Below are 21,941 nucleotides of genomic sequence, written 5' to 3'. Positions count from 1 at the left end.
ACAGGTATACTATCGAAAAGATTTTGCTTTATTAGTATATTCAATTTTATAATTCCTTTTATTTTTTGCAACATATATAAATTTATATTTAGGCAATTTTTCAGAATTTAATTTGATATATTTTTTATTATCAACTATAATTGAAACATCTTTATCGTTTTCTACTATGCAAGAACCTGCATAGCCTAACTGTTCAATTGTTTTTAGCTTTCTATCGAATACTATTTTACCGTTTACTTCTATTTGAAGTTTATTATCAAATGATTCGCAAAAATATATTATTGACTGATTGTTATTTAATTTTGTTTTCTCAAGTAAAGAAACTGAATTAATATCGCTTTTATCGACGTTTAATCTCTTTTCATAAATTGATCTTACACCTTGACAACTTATTAAAAATAAAATTAAAAACAAAAATATTTTACTATTTACTTTCATTATTTAGTCTTTTTTTGTTGTTTTTCTACTAATTTAATAACTTGCGTTCTTTGAGTTGGACTGATCTGAGTACCCCCTGGCGATTGTGATTCTCGCATTAAACTTTTTGGATTTTTTACAGTTTCTTTATCATTATGTTTTAATCCTAAAACATGACCATCTTCATGAGCTCCTGTAACTGCAACTGCTGAACGATCTTTTGTAAAATCAATATATCCGTCTTTAGTCCATTCTATTCCTGTTGTTCTTCCAACACCTATTTGTGTTCTATTTGATTGTGTATCTCCAATTTTATCTGTCAAGCCATCTGTAGTTGCAAGTACTCTAGTACGATCATTTTCGTTTAAATTCTCTGCTCCTTCTACACCTGTTAAATCATATCCCATATTATAATCCCAGATAATAGATGCTTTATCGCTTTGAGTGAAAGTAATGTTTACTTGATTTCCTTCAGAATCCTTGCCCCCAAAAGAGGAAATAATTTGTTGCTCTCGTTCTTTTGCTAATGTTGCTACTTGCTGATTTGTGAGAGCATTAATTGTATTATTAGTCAATTTATAAGTAAGGTGAAGATTGACCGTTTTATCTTCTAAATTTCTACTTGCAACCCATTCTAAACCTTCCAATTCTCTACCATCAACAACTCTGTTTTCTGCAAAGGCATAAGTAGAATTATATGGGAAGGATTCTGCTAAAGGATCAATATTAAAGAATCTTCCTACATCCGGCATATAATTTCGCCACTTAAACGAATAAAAACCAGTCTCCTGTAATTCCTGTGACTGATATTTGTAATTTTTATACGAACTCGCCCCAAAGAACGAATTTCCACTTTTTAGGTGATTCATTCCAAAAGGATAGTAATCATTAACATCCACAATTTCTAGAACTCCTGCGCTGTTTCTTCCGAAACTTACCCTTGTATTTCCCAAGTGATCTTTGTACTGGTAAATATATTGATTTTTTACATAATCATAAAATCCTTCTGCCGTCGGGAAGAATTGTAAGTCAGGAGTCTTTATGGTAAGCAGTGTATTGGTGCCTGTAAGATCAACCAAGCTAAAAGCCTGCGGCTCAAAAGCTCTTGAAGTCATCATCATTTCAGTACTTCCGCCACCGCCTGTATTTCCACCTGTTGTACTGAAATACTGGAAACCATCCAGATAATCTGTTGTTTCCTTAGTGGTAGTTGTCCCTATAATTCCTATCGAAGTTTTCGTAGTTTCCTTTCTTACCTTGCTTCCGTCTGCTCTATATTTTGTGGCAATATCGGTGGTTAGCTGTCCCAGATTAATTGTTAACGAATTGGGCAGATTCATATAATTATAACCGATGGCTGTAATGCTTTTATCGATCATATTTTTCATGTTTCCGTTCACATCATACCCAATGGTATTTCCCGCTGTTCCTTCATATCCGGTAGAGTTTCCGCTGATGTCTTTAATTTTAGTTGCTCTGTTTCCGGTATAATCGTAAGTAAGATTATCAATTACCGTTGCTGTAGTGCTTCCGTTTTCCATCACCGAAGTCCTGTAAAGGCTGGAAATATTCCCATTCAGGTCATACACCAGAGATTCCATATTTTCCTTGCTGTAAGGATTCTGTGGATTCTGGTAAAACCCGGCTGTAAGCCTGTTAATTTTATCATAGGCATACCCGTATCTTTTCGGGGTTGTTGATGGATTTGCCCCAATAGATTCTACGGCTCTCCAGTCTACCTCTGTAATATTCCCGTTGTATTTCGGGACAACATTCTTTCCTGAAAACTGAGCTGTATCCGGATTTTCGATCCCCTCGCGACTGGTATATTTTATTTTGTAGGAAAACAGTTTTCCGCCAAGATCGGTAGCCGCCATCTGGTTTTTGTTGATGTCTGTCATCCATCCGCGGATGTTGTAATCGTAATCGATGCTTTGCAGGGGTGCAGAACCCGATGTAGAGCCTACTTTCTTGTTCACAAGCTGAGACAGGTCGTTGTAGGTGTTTTCGGCAAGCAGTTCTTCAGGATTATTGTCTACCTGATGGTAATGTTTTACCAACCTGTTTTGGGAATCGTATTCAAATCTTTCCTGTACCGTTACCCCGACTTCGCCCTGCTTTCTGAGGTGATAGGTATTGGTTTTTAAAGGAACTCCTGCAAAATCCAGCTCGGTTTCGGTGTTGGTGTACCCTCCGAGATGGTTGGTGCTTTTGGTGGCAATTGCTCTTCCCATCGAATCATAATAGCTGTAGGTTTTCGTCCAGTTGTTGTCTTCGATGTTTTTAACGTAGGCAGCGGTTAAAATTCCCATCGTGGAAGCATCTTCACTGCTTCCCAGGGTTTGTTTCATCGTATGCTGCCCGAGAACCGTTGCAGGAACCGCCGGAGCTTCGGGAGGGTAGGTGTCGTAATAATTAACCGAAAGCAGGATCATGCTTCCTGTAGGAAATGCCTGTTTGTCGTAGTATACGTCCAGCCCCTGCAGATTAAAGGAGGTGGAGGTTCTTCTTTCGGTATTGTAAGGATTGGCGGTCATGCTGTTCAGGGCATTCTGCATTACCTGTCTCGATGCGGTGTTGGAGAAGAAACCGGTATATGCCACTCTTCCGAACTCATCATATTTGGTAAAAAGCCAGCCTTTGCTTCCGAAGTTATTGTTTACTGTTCTCAGGATCGCATCCTGCGTGAGCACCAAACGGTCCTGTTTGTCGTAGACCATCAGTTCCCATTCTTTTCCGGGCAGTCTTTTTTCAACCAGACGGTCTCTTCCGTCGTACCGGTACTGGTAGCAGAGCTCGTTTAAAATCGCATCCGTAATCAGGTTACTGTTATCTGAAATCTGTTTTACCGCTTTCGGGGAAAGGACGAAAGCCAGCTGGCTGTACTCGTTGTACACGTAATACGTGTCCACATTCTGCGTGCCGTCATTTCTGCGGATCAGAATCGTCTGTCCCTGTCCGTTTTTAAATTCCGTTACAGGATTTCCGTCCTCATCGGTAACGGTATTTTTGTACAGTGTTGCGGCAGGATAATATCCCGAATTATCTGAAGAAACCGAAAGCGTGGAAACCGTAGTGGAAACATTGTTCACGGTACTGGTCGTTGTACTGGTGATAAATTTCTTCACCTCTGTTCCCAGATTGGTTTCGTACTTCAGCTTCTGGGTGTGTCCCGAGCTCATCTTCCATGGCTCTCCCGGGCTTGCCTGCTGCAATACCCTGTCCAGCGGGGAGTTTTCCATTTCCTTTTCAGAATATGCATTGGAAACCCCGTAATAGGAGTTGGCAGCGGTTTCATCGGTAATTCCGGTATGGATGGAGGAGTTCTGGGTGGCGGCAGGAACGGGAAGGATGTTTTTCACCTGTCTTCCGAAGCCGTCATAGGTAACGGGGGTTACCAGGTCTTTTCCGCCGGGTGTCGCTTTCACACTGATGATCTGCTTGGGTCTTCCCAGACCGTCAAAATAAGTGATGGTCTCGGATTTCCGGCTGCAGTCGTCATTCAGACAGCTCCGGGACTGTATGTAGTTCTCGTTCTGGGACTGTGCGAAGGACATCGCGGCAATGCTCAGCCCCAACAGGGAGAATGTTTTGGTGGTACTGTATTTTCTCATGTTTGTGTTATGGTTTGTAGTTGTACTTGTTTTCAGACACTTTTTTGTTGATATAGCTTCCCGCGCTGTTTTTCCCTCTTACTCCTGTTTCTTTCAGCCTGTTTGCCGAATCGTAGGTGTAGGTCTGTCTTACTCCGGATGGTGGCGTAATGCTGGTTACCCCGATCAGCGGATCATAGGTGTAGGTGGAGATCAGCTTTCCTGAAAGAGCCGACTGTTTCCTGAAGCTGCTTAGGGCATCGAGAAGAAGGTTTTCCTGTGAAGGATCTGCAGCATCATTGTCGGAAGCCGTTACAATCCCTGAAACCGGAACTGAGGAGGTCAGCTGGTCGTAAGTGATTCCCTCCACCTTGGCAATGGGCTGGGTTTTGTGGTATCCCCAGACAATGGCTACCGGAATTCCGTCTTTGGTGGTGTACTGAAGGATGTTTCCTTTTTCATCGTATTTGTCGTAGGTAACATCAGTGGATGAAGTACCGCTGAGTTTATCGTACGATTTCTGGGATAACGGAAGCACGAGATTTCCTGCCTGAGGCGTAGGAAGGGAAACCGGATACACCGTTTCTGTTTTGCCCAACGTTTTGGTAACACCGCCAACAGTTTGCGTAACGGTGGTTTCCAATGGAATGCCGATCATGTTTTTAGAGATCATTAACTGGTTGCTTTTTTCGTGGGCATATTGATAATTTGTCTCTGTGATGCTGTTCTCAGGGGTTGTGAGGGTTTGTTTGGTAACCTGGCTGTGCATTGAAGAGTAGTCATAATTTTTTGTGGTAATCAGTTTACGGTAGTTAGGGTTGAGATAATCATCATAGGATAGGTCAGAAAGAGAGGTTTCTAAAGGCATATAATCTATATACTCTACCACTTCCTCTTTGCGAAGCTTAGCATCTATCGTGTAATGATTGTATAATCCCAAATGATAATTAGAAATTCTTTGAACATCTCCATAGCTGCAAAGCGCCAATGTGCTTTCATCATACATTTTAAACACAATGAGATTAGGCTGTGCTTTTAAAATCTGATAGTTATAGGAATAATTGGTTTGTCTGTTTCTGAAAATATTATTGCCTACCTTTACAAAATCCCTGGTTCTCAACACATTACCACTGAACGTCAAACGGTTGGATTTTGCACTGAAAAATGCGCTTGTAATAACGTTCTGTATAAAAGCACTATAGTTAAGTCCTGTAGATACACTTGAAGACCAATATCCGGGTCCCGGATCAATTGTTAAAACCTGATTAGGCTCGTTATAATCTTTTCTGAACATTTTTTCATAACCACCGTTTTCAAAATGGTCTCCCCCCACACTGGTCGTTACAAACTCATAACGCTCCTGAAGATTGCTGTTGTACATATCACTCGTATTATTTGAACTATGCAAAGCATACGTTATAGCAGGACCGGCAGCATGATGATCTCCTATAGAAACAGTGCTTATCTGAGGAATTGTTTTTAAAACAGGTAAACTTTGATGATCGTAAATTTCGGCAGGATTATAATATAATCTTTTATAGCTTTTCACCACTCCCTGATCGGTATCTTTTATAGATTTTACCCTTATTCCATAGCCGTCTACAGAATTGTCAGAAAGTTGGGTGTAGCTTAATGCAACGTTAGCCATAACATAACTGTTTACAGATATAGGAGGATTATTGGCTCCTGCCTGTGCAATCAGCTTATAATGTTTGTCGGGTAAAAATTGAAATGTTTGGGTTTGTATCTGGCTGCTGTATCCTAATATACGGCCGCCGGTTAATAGTGTCTGTCCCGTGTCAAGATCAATTAATTTCCATGAAAACTGTTGGGTATGATTCCCGTTATAATTATCAGAACCCATTGAATAATTAATATTAACTGTTTGAGGCTGATAAATATTTTCTATGATCCACTCACCATATAAACGGTCAGGCTCCATAACATTATTATTGAAGAGCAGATTTACTCCTCCGTTTATCTGCTGCAGATCTCTCATAGGAGGAGCTTCATATTCAATGGTGGTTTTACCTCCTGTAGGATAATTCACTTCGGTTAACAGACCTTTGGAAGCATAGAAAAAATCTGGTGTTCTTTCTCCGAAAGAATTTAAAACAGCAGGGGTATATGCCGGTGAAAGCGGCAGCATATAATTATGAAAAGAAGCAATTAAAGACTGATTCAAGGTTTTGTTATTATAATAGCCATACATATCCTGTTCGTAAGAAATTCTCTTGGGGAGTTCTAAAGGATCATTGTAAGAAAAATTATATTTTTTTTCAAAGACATTATTTTTATACAGCTGAACAGAGGTAAGAAAGAAACGTTGGGATCTGTTATTATTTTTGGCACCGTCAAAAACATAATTAAATACTATCTTCTCTTTTTCCGTATTATTTTCTTTCAGTTCAATGGACGATAAATATGTTTTGAATTCAGAATTGATCTTTGTATCATAATTGAACTTTATCATCCGATTGCTTTCGGTTGAAGTGATCTGGCTAATTCTTTTTTTGTTTAATACATATAATGTCTGAAAAGATTTTTTTATCTCCGGTGAAAGAACAGAAACAGGATTATTAGATGGATCTAAATTGTTTCCTGAAAATAAATAGCAGATATCATTTTCGAAAACCGTATGGGTTTCAAAATCGGAGTTTTCATATGTAAAAGAGATTTTTTCATTATTAGGATGGATAATTTCCTTTAAGAAATAAGAAGTATCGGCATAATTGCTTATTCCGCCGGGAGCAGGCATCATCTTAGATCCCGTCATTTCTCTGTAATCCAGTGAACCTCCGAAAATGTATCTTATCCCGTTTGTATCCGTCATTTCAAACCCTGTAAAGCTTCTGTTTCCTAAGTTGGGATCAGCGTTAATTGTCTTAATCTTTACATCAGAATCATTCTTCATAAAGTAAGGGTTAAAGTTTTCGTCCAAATAAAAAGATGCAGAAATATTATGTACTTTGACATTAAAAACATCTCTTTCCGAATCTATTGCCGTAGGCTGATAGCAGACTTTTCTTAAGATATCATCTGCTGCGCAGTCAGAAGCGGCATTCTGAGTAATTTCATTATAATTTTTAGTTAATCTATCAGTGTTTTCATCGGGAAGTCCATTTACGGTGCGGCTTATAATTCCTCCGGCATTTATCATCCATGTCATTCCTGTATCATTGGGAAGGTCATCTACCTTAACCCCGGCACCAAAATATTGTAATGATAGAGCGGTTGAAATTTTATTGCCATTTAAGCTGAGCAGCGGAATATTTATATTTAATTTTCCGGTATGCTCATCTTCAGAGACACTTTTTTCTCTTGTAAACTGAAAAGACTGGGGAGAACTTGGAATAAAGCTTAACTCCTGTCCTGAAATAAGTATTACAGGACAAAAGACAATTCCTATTAAATATTTTCTCATTTGTATTATTTTTTAATCAATTTGGCATTCGCCGTTTTGTCATTGGTTTTCACCACCACCAGATATGCCCCCTGAATCAGAGGCTGGGTATTGATCTTGGTGATCTTGTTTTTTGTTTTTACCGTTTCGAGCTTTCTTCCGCCCATATCATACACCGCAATCTCAGCCTCAAATGCGCCTTCTCTCAAGCCCTCAAACCCAAGCTCCACATACACATAATCCGTTACCGGGTTCGGGTAGATCCTGATATCCTGCTTTTCGATCAGCTGGTCAACCTGTTTGTCACCCAGCTTTACGATCTTCCAGTTTTCTTTGCCCAACTCCTCTGCGCTGGTTCCTGCGAGAACAATCGATCCGTCACGGTTCAGCTTAATATCAGATAACCGTTCCTCTTTCTTTCGGGATTCTCCTTTTACGTGCTTTCTCCACTGCTCGTTTCCGTTCTGGTCCAGATACAGCATCCAGAAAGTCTCGTCATCATTTTCAATCCTGCCTTCCGCCTGTGTGTAACCGCCCAAGAGAATTCCCTTAGACTTCCCGCCTCCGTCTTCCTGCTTTCCGGCAATGACGCTCATTCCCATCAGAACATCCCTGTTTTTAAAGCTGTAGGATTTCTGCCAGAGTTCTTCGCCCCTTTCATCAATGGAGATCAACCAGAGGTCTGTACCCTCTTCAATACCGACGGATTTATTTCCCGATCTTTCCGATCTGGATTCCCCACCGATCAGATAGCCTGTTGAAGTTAGTGCCAGTGTTCTTACATGATCATCGCCTTTTCCTCCGAAATTCTTTTCCCATTCCACTTTTCCGTCTTTCGAAAGTTTCACGATCCAGTAATCGCCTTCGCCAAAATTTTCTGTCTGCTTGGCTTTACTTCCAGCTTCTGCCTTCCCGCTTCCTACCAAAGCCCCGCTTCTCGAATAGATCCCTAACAGGGCTCCCCCGTCTTTGGTAGGAATCATCTTTTCCACTTCATCCAGACCTTTACCTCCTAATACCAATTGGGATAGTTCCTTCCCGTTTTTATCCAGCCGTACTACCAGAACATCTTTGGAGCCGTAGCCTTTCGGTGGGTTCTGCACATTGCCAGTGACAAAGAATCCCATATCTGTGGTCTGAATCACCGCCCTTACTTCTTCATCCGCAGCACTGCCTATGGTTTTCTGCCATAATTCATCGCCGAATTCGTTGATGCGGATCAGCCAGAAATCCGATCCGCCTTTGGAATCGTCTTTTTTATCAAGCCCTCTCCCCGAATAGCTGGAACCTGCCAGAAGAAATCCTCCTTCCTGCGTATTAACCGTTGCCGACAAAAAATCATGGTTTTTCCCAGAGAAATATTTTTCCCATACCTCTTCGCCCTGCTGGTTGAGTTTTACCACATGGAAATCGTAACCGTTGTTCTGCTTTTGGCTGCCGGATGCTGGCTGATGGTTGTCAGGACGGATGCTGCTTCCGGTAATTAAATACTGCTGATCGATGGTCGTGGTGACCTGTGAGAGAAAGTCCTGCGTAGAGGACCGGATGTCTTTCTGCCAGACTACTTCCTGGGCATATACCCCCAGAATGCTGCACAGAGTGAAGACACTCATGCTGAGTTTTTTCATACTTAGTGTAATTTTAACGTTATTGTAAAGGTGAAATTAAGAATAGAACGGGTTAAAAAAATAAGGAAACCCTCATTCTTAAAAAATTATCCCGGATAGAATCTGCTCGAAAATCATTTATTGTATTCATGGTTTTTGTTTTTTTATCGGCTTTTGACAGCCTGTTTTTAGTTTTTTTAAAAATCAGAATGGTAAAAAGCTTTTAGTCTTTTTAGCTTCTGCAAAGTTACACCCCTGTAACGACAAAAGGTGTCGTTTTATTTTAAAGATGCAAAAATTTTTAAAAAGGTTGGAAATTAATCGAAAAAAAAAGAAAGCGTGGAGCTTCCCATTTTCCCGTTATAATCTGGAAACGAAATTAGAGAAAATATTTTTCAACGCAAAATTTATTTATTGTGCGCTTCGGCTCCGCTCAGCGCACGATGGTGAGTGTAATTGACAATGATTTGTTTAATGGAATTGCAGCACCGTAGGCTTCGACTCCGCTCAGCCTACAGTGACAGGTTTGCGTTACAATGATTTGTTTAAAATAGTGTGGCAAAGATGTGCGCTTCGACTCCGCTCAGCGTACGGTGGTGGGTTGATTGACAATGATCTGTTTAAATGGAGTTGCATTGATGTACGCTCTGCAGAGTCGAAGCGAAAGATATCCGCCTTAAAATTTTATCGGAGATAAAATCTTTGCGCCTTAATAGATAGAGCATGAAGTTGTTTAAAGTAAAGAGTTTGCTCCTTTAGGAGCAGAATCTGTGTAGAAATAAGAATAAATCCGTCAATCAATCCATAGGATTGATATCTTAAATACGATAAATTTTCTAAAGATAGCGTTCCTACGGAACGCAGAACGCCTTGCGAATATGGTGTCTACACAGATAAAACTCTATAGAGTTTTCTGCCATTTTACTTTAAACAACTTTGATGTTAAAAATCTTGCGCCTTTGCGATTGTAAACAATTTTGGGGAGGGTTATTCAGGATGATGTGTGCTTCGGCTCCGCTCAGTGCACGGTAATGGGTGTGGGTACAATGATCCGTTTAATGGAATTGCAACACCGTAGGCTTCGGCTACGCTCAGCCCACGGTGGCAGGTTTGCGTTACAATGATTTGTTAAAATGGAGTATCATTGAAGTACGCTGAGCGGAGCCGAAGCGTACGGTGGCGGGTTGATTGACAATGATTTGTTTAAAATGGAGTAGCAATGAAGTACGCTGAGCGGAGCCGAAGCGTACAAAAGCAGAAATACTTTCATAAAATTCTTCCGGAATCCTTCGGCTGTTGTTCGGTGTTTCTTCGGAAAAAATCCCATTTTTCCGAAGCCAATCCGAAGAAGACCCGAACATGATCCGAAGAAATGGGTTTTCAAACCGGTCAAAACCGGTCAAAACCGGTCAAAAGCAGTCAAAACCAGTCAGAATTTTTTATGATGGTGGAGAATGGACATTTCTTTGGTAATTTTACTCCGTTCATCAAAAAACATCATTCAAAAACAAGCAAAAAAAACAGATTTTCAGAAATTCAGTCAATCAAACAAATCAACCAAAAAGTACGCAGAGCGGAGCCGAAGCGTACGGTTGCCTTAGAAATATCTTCATTAAAATTTTATCGGAGATAAAATCTTTGCGCCCTAAACAGATAGAGTGTGTTAAAAAATATTGCGTCCTTTGCGGGTTTAAACAATTTTGGAATGGTTAATTCAGGATGATGTGCGCTTCGACTCTGCTCAGCGTACGGTGGCGGGTGTGATTGACAATGATCTGTTTAAAATGGGGTGAAAATGATGTGCACTTCGGCTCCGCTCAGCCCACGGTGGTGGTTGGGTTTACAATGATTTGTTTAAAGTTTTATAAGAAAATAAATTTGAATCTGTTGCGCTTACATTACGTAAGTTCATTCACTTAAAAAAATAAAAATAACTATATTTATAAAAAACATGGAAAAAGTAAAAAGACGATGAGTGAATTGGTTAAATTCAAATTTTACGAAACGGCGCTTCAGGCGAACCGTGACAAACAGATTCTGGCGGAAAGCGGCATCAACAGCTTTATCGCGAATGAACAGCTGATCCAGTCGGACTGGCTGCTTTCTCAGGCGGTTGGCGGAATTCAGCTTCAGGTTTTTGAAGTGGATCTTGAAAAAGCCAATCAGGCATTGAAAGATTACAAGGAAAACGAAGAATTTTCTCTGGAGGTGGAACACACCATTGCAGATCCTGAATTTGATTTCGTTTGTCCGAAATGTGGTTCCAATCACATTTACAGGGACGACAGCGCAACGAGTTTTTTCGGAATTTCGATTTTAGCGAGTCATAAATTTGTCTGTTATTATTGCGGGAATGAGTTTACGCATTAATGGTTTTAGAAAGTGACGTAATGTTTTTTTAACGCAATGATCGCAATATTTTTTTGAAGGTATTGTGGATATTTTCCGTTCGCAAGGGCGCTTCACTCAGCAAATGACAGTATATTTGTTCTCCGTATTTGTACGACAAAATAATGTTGAAAAAGACGTAACAATTCCCCTCCTCCGGAGGGGTGGCAAAAATTCAAATGAATTTTTGACGGGGTGGTCTTTAACTATGATTGATAAGTGATAATTGATGATTGATGATTGATGATTGAAAGATACAGTGAAAAGCAAGAAATCAATTAAAAAAAACAATAAAATATTGTGTACATTTTCCTTTCCTAAAGGCTTTTCACTCAGCAAATGACAGTATATTTGTTCTCCGTATTTGTACGACACAATAATGTTGAAAAAGCCGTTACAATTCCCCTCCTTTGGAGGGGTGGCAAAAATTCAAATGAATTTTTGACGGGGTGGTCTTTTATTATGGTTGATAAGTGATAAGTGATGATTGATGATTGATGATTGATGATTGATGATTGATGATTGATGATTGAAAGATACAGCGAAAAGCAAGAAATCAATAAAAAAAGAAAACAATAAAATATTGTGTATATTTTCCTTTCCTAAAGGCGTTTCACTCAGCAAATGACAGTATCTTTGTTATTGTTATTATATCATAAGGATAATATTGAAAAAAAGCAGCAACAATTCCCCTCCTTTGGAGGGGTGGCAAAAATTCGAATGAATTTTTGACGGGGTGGTCTTTAATTATAATTGATAATTGATAAGTGATAAGTGATAAGTGATGACTGATAATTGATGATTTATAATCGATGAGGAATGAATTTTCTTTTACAAATAAATATTATATATTGGAAAATTCATGATTAACTCGTAAAAATTAACCGTTTCCTTCTCATAGCCTCGATTGCAGCGGCATCCTTTTGTGAAGCAAAGCGGAACAAAAGATACAGCGGAAAGCGGGAAAAAGCTCCTAAAAAAGAAGGAAGTTGGAAGATGGAGGATGGAAGTATACGATCATTAAAATAAAAATTTATTAAATAATGTGAGACTGAGGTTGCTTCGTCGCATTCGATTCTCGCAAAGACAAAATAAAAGAGTATGAAAATAATCTGTATAGGAAGAAATTACAGCGAACACGCAAAAGAACTGGGCAACGAAATCCCTGAAAGACCGGTTATTTTTATGAAGCCGGATACAGCGGTTTTGAAGGGAAATGATTTTTACATTCCTGAGTTTTCAGAGGATGTACATTACGAACTGGAGGTTGTTGTGAAAATATCAAAAGGCGGAAAATACATCCAGAAAGAAACGGCACACAAACATTATGAGGAAATCGGGCTGGGAATTGATTTTACCGCAAGAGATCTTCAGAGTGAATTAAAATCCAAAGGACTGCCCTGGGAACTAGCGAAAGGTTTTGACGGTTCTGCAGTGGTGGGAAATTTCTTTAAAAAGGAAAATTTTAATCTGGATTCCCTGAATTTTTCTTTACTGAAGAACAAGGAAAAGGTACAGGACGGAAATACGAAAGACATGATGTTCACCATTGATGATATTATTGCTTTTGTATCACAGTATTTTCCTTTAAGAGTGGGAGATCTTATTTTCACCGGAACTCCGAAAGGGGTAGGTAAAGTGGAGGAAAATGATATTCTGGAAGCTTATCTGGAAGAAGAAAAAGTTCTTGATATCCGAATATTATAAGTAATTTAACATAATTTCTGGCATAATTTTCCTATCTTTAGTAAACAAAATTAAAGGTTATGGTAAATATTGTATTACCCGTAGATTTTGGGGACAAAACAGAACAGCTTCTGGAAGGAGCCGTAAAATTTGCTAAGCAGGTTAACGGCAGAATTTATATCATTCACGTTGCGCCATCGGATATTGGCTTTGCCATAGGAGATATGGGGTTTCAGTATTTTCCGGAAGTTGAGGAAAACGAGATCCGGGAAGAGCTTGTTCAGCTGAACAAGATTCAGCAAAGAATTCTGGCTCATGATGTAGACTGCGAACATATTCTTAAACAGGGAATCGCCAAAGATATTATTCTGGAACATGCAGAAGATAAAAAAGCTGATTTTATCGTGATGGGATCACACGGAAGAAGCGGGATTTATGATGTTTTCGTGGGAAGCTTAACAAAAGGGATCACGAAGGATTCTAAAGTTCCTGTTCTGGTTCTTCCGATACATGACTAAAAAGTAATTTTAACCGTTAAATAAAAAAGCCGACCAAATAAATTATTTGATCGGCTTTTTACTATATAACCAATTAATTAACCTTCATTTTTGTAGATTTTCGGATCGTAGTAAGGATGCTTACCTTCCGTTGGAGAATAGTAGTCTTTATCTTTATCACCTCCCAGAGTAACTACCAAAACGTAGCACCAGTAAGTGAACAGTGCGCAGCAAACGATAAACAGAATCCAGTTCAAAACATTACCGAAAGCATCAAAGAAACCGAAAGACCATTTGAAAACTTTGCTTAAGAATAGAAAGAAAGACGTCATTATTTTCCTTTTTTAAATTAACTTTGTACAAATTTATAAAAAATGTTTAAATTACTTTCAAAAGAAAGCAATATTTTTTCAATTCCTGTTTATATTGGTTTTCTTCTTTTAATAGTAATAACTTTTAATTTATTGAATTTCAACACTTATGAGGGGATTATTGCCGGAATTACTTTTCTGGGAATTGCTCTGGGATATTTCTGTTTTCACAGTATTGCACTCAATTACCAGACGCACCTTCCGTTATTTTTGTATACTTTTTTTGTTTTCGGGCTTTATCCGGGACATTTAGATATAGGAATCGCAGTCGCTCTTCTTACCAACTCTTTTCTTTTACTGCTTTTAACCAGTACAAACGAAGATATCAGAAAGAAATCTTACGTTCTGGTAGGTTCTATTGTTGCGCTGAATTTTATTTTTCTTCCGACGACATGGCCTATGGCGGTTTTTGTGATTATTCACGTCATTGCTACTTCCGAGAGAATCAGTCTGAATATTTTCAGGTTTTTGCTGGGGATTATCTTAATTGTGTTCAGCTATTTTTCGGTAATGTTTTTTATTGATTTTAAAAGCTGGAACATGGATTATTTTCCTTTCGGAAAGATGAAACCTATGACAGATTACACAGAGCTTCTGCCTTTAATTCCGGTAATTGGTATGCTGATCTACGCTGTGTACGATCATTTCAGAAATTATAATAAAAAAAGCCCGATAAGCCGATATAAATATACTTTCCTGCTCGTTTTTTCGATGGCGCAGCTGATTACGATTATTCTTTACATGAATAAAAATTATGAATATTTACTTCTTCTTGCCTTTCCGTCTACTATTATCATCAGCAGAATGCTTCGGTTTCTGCCAAAATACTGGATGCAGGAAGTTGGTTTGTGGCTGCTTATTTTCAGTTTAATCGGTTTTAAAGCCGGAACTTATTTTAATTTATTTTAAAGATTATGATTCAGATAGACGATAAATTGATCTCTGAGGATATTTTTTCTGAAGAGTTTGTGTGTAACCTTTCTAAATGTAAAGGTGCGTGTTGTGTGGAAGGAGATGTAGGTGCTCCTTTGGATAAGGACGAACTGGAAATTTTAGATGGTATTTTTGAAAAAGTGAAGCCTTATCTTACTGAGGAAGGTATTAAATCCATCGAAAAAACAGGAACCTGGACAACCGATCCGATGGATGGAATGTATGTAACACCGATGGTAGAAAACCGCGAATGTGCATACGTAACTTTTGATGAAAAAGGAATTACAAAATGTGGTATTGAAAAAGCATATGAGGACGGTGCAGTAGACTGGCAGAAGCCGATCTCCTGTCATCTTTATCCGATCCGTATTAAAGAATATTCTACCTTTAAAGCATTGAATTATGATGTCTGGAAGATTTGCAGCGATGCCTGTACTTTAGGCAAAGAATTGCAGGTTCCTGTGTATAAATTCCTGAAAACGCCTTTGATCCGAAAATACGGTGAAGAATTTTACGAGGTTCTGAGCGAAGTGGCAGATGAATGGAAGAAGGAGTATGGATCTTAATTTTGGGTAAAAGGCTTAAAGAGTGATAGGGTTTGAGGATTTGAGAGTTTAAGAGTTTGAGAGTCTGAGAGTCTGAGGGTTTAGAGTTGTAAGGTTTTTAGGTTTTAAGATTTTTTTCAACTTTAACTGAATTGCATTCAGCCTTATCAGTAAAGATGGACTTGATAGAAGGACAAGATAAATATATCAATAGGAATTGGCTTTAGCCAAAACTAATCATCAATTATGTCTTAAGCTGATTTTTGTAGGTTTTAAATCAGATTAAAACTTAGGTAATTGACAAAATGCAATAATTTGGTGATCTAAATCAATCTCACATTAATAAAGCAAAACCGTTCTGTAAAATCTACAGAACGGTTTTTAATTGAACTTTATATCGAAAATTATTTTGCTGCTCCGGCTTTTATAACTGCTGTTTCAGCTTTAGCTTCCTCTTTTTTGGCTTTTTCCCAACCGTCTTCCGGCATCAGAGTTGCCACGATTCTGCCTTTTGTAAGATATTTCTTAGCTACATCCTGAAGGTCTTTTACGGTTAAAGCTTTTACTTTTTCCTGATAGTTAAGGATTTCATATTTATCGCTTCCGTCAAGCTGATTTTTGGTAAGCGCGTTCATCCAATACATATTGTCTTTCATATTGGTTTTATCATCATTGTATTCCCCTTCCTTGTATTTATCAAGGTCTTTCTGTTCAGGTCCTTTATCAATTAACTTCTGAAGCTCTGCAATTGCACTTTTCGTTAACTTCTCAGCATTTTCAGGTCCGCAAGGGAAATTGATGCTGAAACTGTAATTGCTGAACGGAACTTTGTACATTCCTCCTCTTGCTCCGCCTCCGTAAATTCCGCTTTCATCTTCTCTCAGCTTTTCGATCACTTTAATGGTTGCCACTTCTCCAAGAGCTTCTAATGCCAATGCTTCTTTTTCGTTGTAAGGCGTTTCTCCGGTATAGGAGATCGTTACCATACTTTTAGGATCTTTTCCTTTTTTGTAGACCTTTGAATAATCTCCGGTGATCTGTCTGTATCCTGTATCTTTAAAAGTAGACGTTTTTCCGCTTGAAGGAAGACTTGCAATGTACTGTAACACTTCATTTTTGAATATTGCCTCATCAATATTTCCTACAAAATAAAACTGGAAGTTTCCGGCATTTGAGAATTTCTCTTTATAAATATCGTACGCTTTTTTATAATCTGTATTTGCCCAGTCTTTCTCCATCGGGATAATTCCTACAAATCTCGGATTTTTCTGATTCATGAATTTCGCATGCTCACTGGAGAAATAAAACTGAGGATTGGACAACAGGTTATCCATCATCGCAGACTGCTTTGTTTTGTAAGCATTAAATGCATCAGGATTGTAATTCAAACCTGTAAAATAAGCATACATTAATTCCATTGCTGTTCCCAGATCTTTTCTGGTCGTTCTTCCGGAAACTCCTTCCGTTACATTTCCGATTGACGGATTTACATTTACCTGCTTTCCTGCAAGATAATTGGTAAGATCTGCTTTGGAGAAACCATTAACTCCAGCTTCCGATAAAGCAGGAAAAGCAAACTGGGTTTTAATAAAATCAGCATCATTAATTACAGAACTTCCTCCTAAACTTCTCGCTGCAAAAACAATTTCATCGTCTTTAAAGTCTGTTTTCTTGAAAATAACTTTTGCGCCATTGCTCAGTGTCCATGTTGTGGTTCCTAATTTGGCATCAGTTTCTGTTTTAGCAATCGTACCTTCAGATTTGAAAGGTTTTACTAAATTTTTAATGGTAGCTTTTTCCTGATATGGCTTAAGATCTGCCATTTTTACTCCTTCAAAAGTATTTAGTACCATGGCTTCCGTTGGCATCTGAACATTGTCTTTTTTAGGACCGGTGATTACCACTACTCTACTGTCGTCTTTTACCAGTTTTTTAATGACTTCATTAGTCTGAGCCAGCGTTACGGAAGGTAAGAATTTTTTAGTATCTTCATATTCCCATGCAATTCCCGGCATTGGTTCCTGCTCAAGGAAATTTCTTACATATTCGTCTACAAGAATATCACTTTCAGTTTTATCTCTGTTGTTGTAGGTTCTTTCGATATTAGACATTATCTGAGATTTTGCCCTGTCTAATTCTGTTTGTGTAAACCCGAATCTTTTCGCTCTTTCCGTTTCTTCCAGAAGAACTTTTAACGCATTAAGCTGGTTTCCGTCTTTCACCATTGCCATTCCCTGAAAAGCTTCTTTGCTTCTTGCATAGGTTCCGCCATGATAAACATATCCATACGTGAAAGGAGGATTATTTGAGTTTACCAGCTCTCCTAATCTGTTATTCAGCATGGTGGAAGCAAGCTGCTCCACAAGACTCTGGTTGTACTGCTCTACCGTAACATCCGGCTGATATGCTTCAGAATCTTTCATGATGAACTGTACCATAGATCTTGTAGCATCCGGATCTGTTTCCACAGCCACTAAAGTTTCCTTATGGTTCGGAAGATCGAAGCTCTTTCTTTCTCTTGGTTTTGAGGGATTTTTATATTTGCTGAAATTATCTTTAATTTTCTTTTCAACTTCGTCCACATTGATGTCTCCCACCACTACAATTGCCATCAGATCCGGTCTGTACCAGTCTTTATGAAACTGTCTGATGACGTCCGGTTTGAAGTTTTCCAAAACGTCTTTCTTCCCGATTGGAAGTCTGTTGGCGTACTGAGAGTTGTACAATAATTTCGGAAGGTATTTATCCGACATTCTTTTGTCTGCTCCCAAACCAAGTCTTAATTCTTCAAGAACAACCCCTCTTTCTTTATTGATCTGCTCATCAGAAAGCGTGGCGTTAAATGCCCAGTCTTCCATCACTTTAAGACCTGCATCCAGATTTCCGGGTTTGTCTAAAGGAACGGGAAGCATATAAACCGTTTCATCAAAGCTGGTGTAAGCGTTTAAGTGCTGTCCGAATTTTACTCCAATTGACTGAAGAAAATCCACAAGTTTATTATCAGGAAAGTTTTTTGTTCCGTTGAAGTTCATGTGCTCCATGAAATGAGCCAGCCCTCTTTGGTTTTCATCCTCAAGAATAGATCCTGCATTAATTGCCAGTCTGAAATCTACTTTCTTTTCGGGCAATGTATTTTTTTTGATGTAGTACTTCATCCCATTCGGAAGTGTACCGGTCTTTACAGAAGGATCCATAGGAATATTCTGTGCAAATGCATTGGCAGACATCAGAAAGACAACTGCAAGCGACGAAAACATTTTTTTCATAGTTGTTTCGATTATTAATTTTTATGGTTCAAAAATATAATTTATTCACTTAACGTGGAAATGTTTAAATTATTATTTTAAGTTAAAATTGAGTTAATTATCGTTAATAATTTCCGATAAAAGATTTGAATTTCAGAAAATGAGAACAGCTTTAAAAGGGAAAGCCCAAGCCAAAGTAATGTCATCTTTTCTCATCAGTATGTTTTTGTGTTTAATACCGCAAAAATATAAATTCAGAATGTAAAGAATTTCTTTTTTTAGTTAAACTTTAGTTAAAAATAGTATATCAACAAAAAAATCGGGCAAAACCCGATTTTATTATGTTAAATTAAAGTTGTTTTATTTAAAATCCGCATCTGTAACTCCTGCATTAAGAGTAACCTTTGTTGTTTTAATAGTCATGGTCTGTCCTCCTCCCTGTGCTTCAATTAATGAGGGGAATTTAATTCCGTCTACCGTTAAATAATCTTTCGTAAAGGCCGTTCCTTCTTTTGCATCTGCTTTATATAAAAGACCTGTAGAAGCATCAAAATAGAATTTTCCTTTATCCGAAGTTAATACATTATAATCTTTTCCGTCGATTTTTTCTGTGGTAACATCCTTGAACTTTGTATAATCGTATCCTAAAGCATCAATAATTTTTCCTTTCTTTAAATCTCCCAGTTTATCTGCCGGAATTTCGCTTTTGTTGCCCATCTGCTCCATATACCCTTTTTCTCCGTCAAAATACTGAGAAGCCGCTTTCTGTCCCATAAAAAACTGTTCAGACTTAAACTTGCTGCCCATTTTTTTGGTCGTCATTGTGATTTCTCCCGGAAGCGCAGCCCCCGAAATTGTATTTTCCATCACAATTGATTTCACCGCTTCAAGTTTATCTTTTCCTCCAAGAGCTGTAAGATATTTATCGATAACTTCTTTTGGAGTAAGCTTAGATTTTACAGCTTCCGTTTTAGCCGGAGCTGCAGTAGTATTTTGTGCAGCTACCGAAGTAGAAAAAAGCACAGCGCAAAAAAACGGAATGATGATCTTTTTCATAAATTAAGTTTATAAGCGTAAATATAGGAATATTAAACAAATAAATACAGATGTTTTATCAATAAAAAAACCACTGTAAAAACAGTGGTTTTCAAATATTTATAGTAAAATAAATTACTTTTTAAGCTCTTCCAAAAACTCGTCGTGAGAAATTGCAGTTTCTTTTTTCGTTGCTTTTTCAAGGATTACATCTTTCAGCTTCGTCATCGCAACTTCAGAAGAAATTTGTCTTACCTGCTCCTGATCTTTCAGCATTTCAACAGCGTATTTCTGGATCTCTTCGTCTCCTAAATGGTGGATTCCGTAGATAGCTAATTGATTTCTTACCAATTGTTCAGCCTGTCCTAAAACATCAGCATAATCTAATTTGATGTCGTTATCACTCATCAATTTTCCTTCGATGATCTGATATTTCAACTGGTTTTTCTCAGATTCAAGGATTTCTTTTGCCTGCTCTTCAGACTGGATGTTCTGGTTAGAGAACATTAACCATTTTACAAGGAACGCTTCAGGAAGCTTTACTTCTTCTTTTTCAGAAACCTGCTCCAATACTTTATTCACAAAGTGAACATCAGCATTTTGCTGGAAGTATTCGTCTAATTCAGACTTTACTTTTTCCTTAAGTTCTTCTTCAGACTTGATGTTTCCTTCTCCGTACACTTTATCGAATAATTCCTGATTAAGTTCAGCTAAGTTAAGACCGTAGAAATCTTTTACTTTTACTTCCACTTCGTTGTGGTGTAAATGCTCAACTTCTTCTTTAGAGAATCCTAATTCTTTAGCCAGTTCTTCGTTTTCAGCAAGCGTTTCTTTAGAAACTTTTACAGAACCGTCCATTTTCAAAGATTTTACCAGTTTGAAAGCTTCTTTGTTTTCAGCAGTAATGGTAACGTTCTTCGGATGGTGGTGGTGCTCTCCTTCAGCATCTTCTTCCACAACCTGAGAAATTTCTAAAGCGATGTAAGAATCTTTATTGATTTTTTCTTGAGGAGCCTGCTCTGCGAAACGCTTCTGCATGTTCTCAATACTTTTGTTGATTTCTTTTTCAGAAGCCTCTACTTTGTAGTGAGGAGCTTCATATTTAGCCAGGTCAATAGTGAATTCAGGCTCAAATCCTACTTCAAAAGCAACTTCAAGCTGATCCGCATTGTAATCGAATTCGTTTACTGGCTGTGGAACCGGCTGACCAACTAATCTTAGTTTGTTTTCGTTTACGTAGCTGTTTAAAGCATCAGAAACCTGCTTGTTGATTTCTTCAAAAGCAATACCTGCTTCATATTGTTTTCTAACCATACTCAAAGGCACTTTTCCTTTTCTGAAACCAGGAACTTGCGCATTTTTAGCATAATTAATCAATTGCTTATCAACTTTTTCTTTATAGTCAGATTTTTCCAATGTCACTGTAAGCAATGCACTTACATCATCATGGTTTTTTGCAGTAACCTTCATTATTGATTAAAATTTTAGGTTGCAAAAATATAAAAATTTTATGAAAATCGTTCATTTAAAATCAACTTAAAAGCTAAATATTGTTAAATTAAAAAACCACCGGAAAATTTCCGATGGTTTTACTAACAAGATTAAAGATATTAAAAGGTTATTTTAATTCGTAATAGTATAGTTTGCCTGTGCATCTGTTTCTCCTCCTACCTGAGTTCCGTAGATCACGCCGTTTGTGGTTGTCTGGGAATCTTCAGTTACACTTGCCGGTTCATGATATAAAGTGAAAATCAGCTGGCTTGTTGCAGAAGGATTTTTAACGGCTTTGTTGACCACCCATTCTGTTTTTAAACCTACCCGTTTTCCGTCTGCTCTTGTAGAAGAAGCATCATCTGTACGCGTTAAAGTAATATCTGAATTCGGGAAATTGAAAATTAAAAAGTGTTCGTCTTTTGCATCTTTAATTTCCTGAGTGGCATCTTCGTTTCCGTTTTTAAACTGTGCAGTTACCTGATAGGTTTTTCCGTCGGTTAATTTAATCGCTTGAGCTCCTCCCGCTCCCATGCTGTAATTGTACGTTTGGGTAGTTCCCGCCGCAACATCTTTCACATTCAAAATAATGTTGGTAAGGTCTTCCTGAGGAAGATCGTCTTCTGCTGCAGATCCGTCTCTCTGACAGGAAACTACGGTAATGGCGATGAATAAAACAGCTAATAATTTGATGATATTTTTAGTATTGAATAATTTCATTTTTTTAAAT

At 38.1% G+C, this 21,941-nt stretch carries 14 protein-coding genes; 5 read left to right on the top strand and 9 right to left on the bottom strand.

The features are described 5' to 3' along the window. Positions 1-9 precede the first annotated feature (9 nt). From AC52CF_RS03770 to AC52CF_RS03755, 4 genes are read right to left on the bottom strand one after another with little or no spacing between them, the layout of a single operon-like run. Positions 10-438, bottom strand: coding sequence for a hypothetical protein (locus AC52CF_RS03770; RefSeq protein ID WP_214590715.1), 429 nt, complete (start codon positions 436-438; stop codon positions 10-12). Then, on the bottom strand, positions 438-4,031 hold the full coding sequence (locus AC52CF_RS03765; RefSeq protein WP_290264975.1) for a DUF6443 domain-containing protein: 3,594 nt from the start codon (positions 4,029-4,031) through the stop codon (positions 438-440). The genes AC52CF_RS03770 and AC52CF_RS03765 overlap by 1 nt, the downstream gene beginning before the upstream one ends. 7 nt (positions 4,032-4,038) lie before the next feature. Next, the gene (locus AC52CF_RS03760) at positions 4,039-7,434 is read right to left on the bottom strand and encodes an RHS repeat domain-containing protein (RefSeq protein WP_290264972.1); all 3,396 of its coding nucleotides are present in this window, start codon (positions 7,432-7,434) and stop codon (positions 4,039-4,041) included. Positions 7,435-7,439: 5 nt separating this feature from the next. Next, positions 7,440-9,041, bottom strand: a complete 1,602-nt coding sequence (locus tag AC52CF_RS03755) for a T9SS type A sorting domain-containing protein (protein ID WP_214590720.1) — start codon at positions 9,039-9,041, stop codon at positions 7,440-7,442. Positions 9,042-10,991: 1,950 nt separating this feature from the next. On the opposite strand from AC52CF_RS03755, the gene AC52CF_RS03750 reads away from it, so the two are divergent. From AC52CF_RS03750 to AC52CF_RS03740, 3 genes are all read left to right on the top strand, one after another. Continuing rightward, positions 10,992-11,390, top strand: coding sequence for a putative signal transducing protein (locus AC52CF_RS03750; protein WP_214590721.1), 399 nt, complete (start codon positions 10,992-10,994; stop codon positions 11,388-11,390). A gap of 1,119 nt (positions 11,391-12,509) precedes the next feature. Further along, a complete protein-coding gene (locus tag AC52CF_RS03745; protein WP_496517878.1) occupies positions 12,510-13,115 on the top strand; it encodes a fumarylacetoacetate hydrolase family protein in 606 nt (201 codons plus the stop codon). Between the two features lie 59 nt (positions 13,116-13,174). Then, on the top strand, positions 13,175-13,612 hold the full coding sequence (locus AC52CF_RS03740; protein WP_214590723.1) for a universal stress protein: 438 nt from the start codon (positions 13,175-13,177) through the stop codon (positions 13,610-13,612). 77 nt (positions 13,613-13,689) lie between these two features. On the opposite strand, the gene AC52CF_RS03735 is transcribed toward AC52CF_RS03740, so the two are convergent. After that, positions 13,690-13,923, bottom strand: a complete 234-nt coding sequence (locus AC52CF_RS03735) for a DUF6341 family protein (RefSeq protein ID WP_214590724.1) — start codon at positions 13,921-13,923, stop codon at positions 13,690-13,692. A 42-nt stretch (positions 13,924-13,965) separates the two neighbouring features. Here AC52CF_RS03735 and AC52CF_RS03730 point away from each other — a divergent pair, with 42 nt between their 5' ends. Next, a complete protein-coding gene (locus AC52CF_RS03730; protein ID WP_214590725.1) occupies positions 13,966-14,871 on the top strand; it encodes a DUF6427 family protein in 906 nt (301 codons plus the stop codon). A gap of 5 nt (positions 14,872-14,876) precedes the next feature. After that, positions 14,877-15,461, top strand: coding sequence for a DUF3109 family protein (locus AC52CF_RS03725; protein WP_214590726.1), 585 nt, complete (start codon positions 14,877-14,879; stop codon positions 15,459-15,461). Between the two features lie 383 nt (positions 15,462-15,844). Here AC52CF_RS03725 and AC52CF_RS03720 read toward each other — a convergent pair whose 3' ends face one another. The 4 genes from AC52CF_RS03720 to AC52CF_RS03705 form a co-directional block, all read right to left on the bottom strand. Then, a complete protein-coding gene (locus AC52CF_RS03720) occupies positions 15,845-18,706 on the bottom strand; it encodes a M16 family metallopeptidase (protein WP_496517877.1) in 2,862 nt (953 codons plus the stop codon). Positions 18,707-19,045: 339 nt separating this feature from the next. Next, a complete protein-coding gene (locus AC52CF_RS03715) occupies positions 19,046-19,741 on the bottom strand; it encodes a hypothetical protein (RefSeq protein WP_496517876.1) in 696 nt (231 codons plus the stop codon). 114 nt (positions 19,742-19,855) lie between these two features. Continuing rightward, the gene (locus tag AC52CF_RS03710) at positions 19,856-21,190 is read right to left on the bottom strand and encodes a trigger factor (RefSeq protein ID WP_235129765.1); all 1,335 of its coding nucleotides are present in this window, start codon (positions 21,188-21,190) and stop codon (positions 19,856-19,858) included. 153 nt (positions 21,191-21,343) lie between these two features. Continuing rightward, a complete protein-coding gene (locus AC52CF_RS03705) occupies positions 21,344-21,931 on the bottom strand; it encodes a hypothetical protein (protein ID WP_116097566.1) in 588 nt (195 codons plus the stop codon). Positions 21,932-21,941 lie beyond the last annotated feature (10 nt).

The sequence above is a fragment of the Chryseobacterium sp. 2P genome (assembly GCF_059579425.1).
The sequence above is the reverse complement of the archived record's forward strand: the minus strand, read 5'-3'. Positions and strand labels throughout refer to the sequence as shown.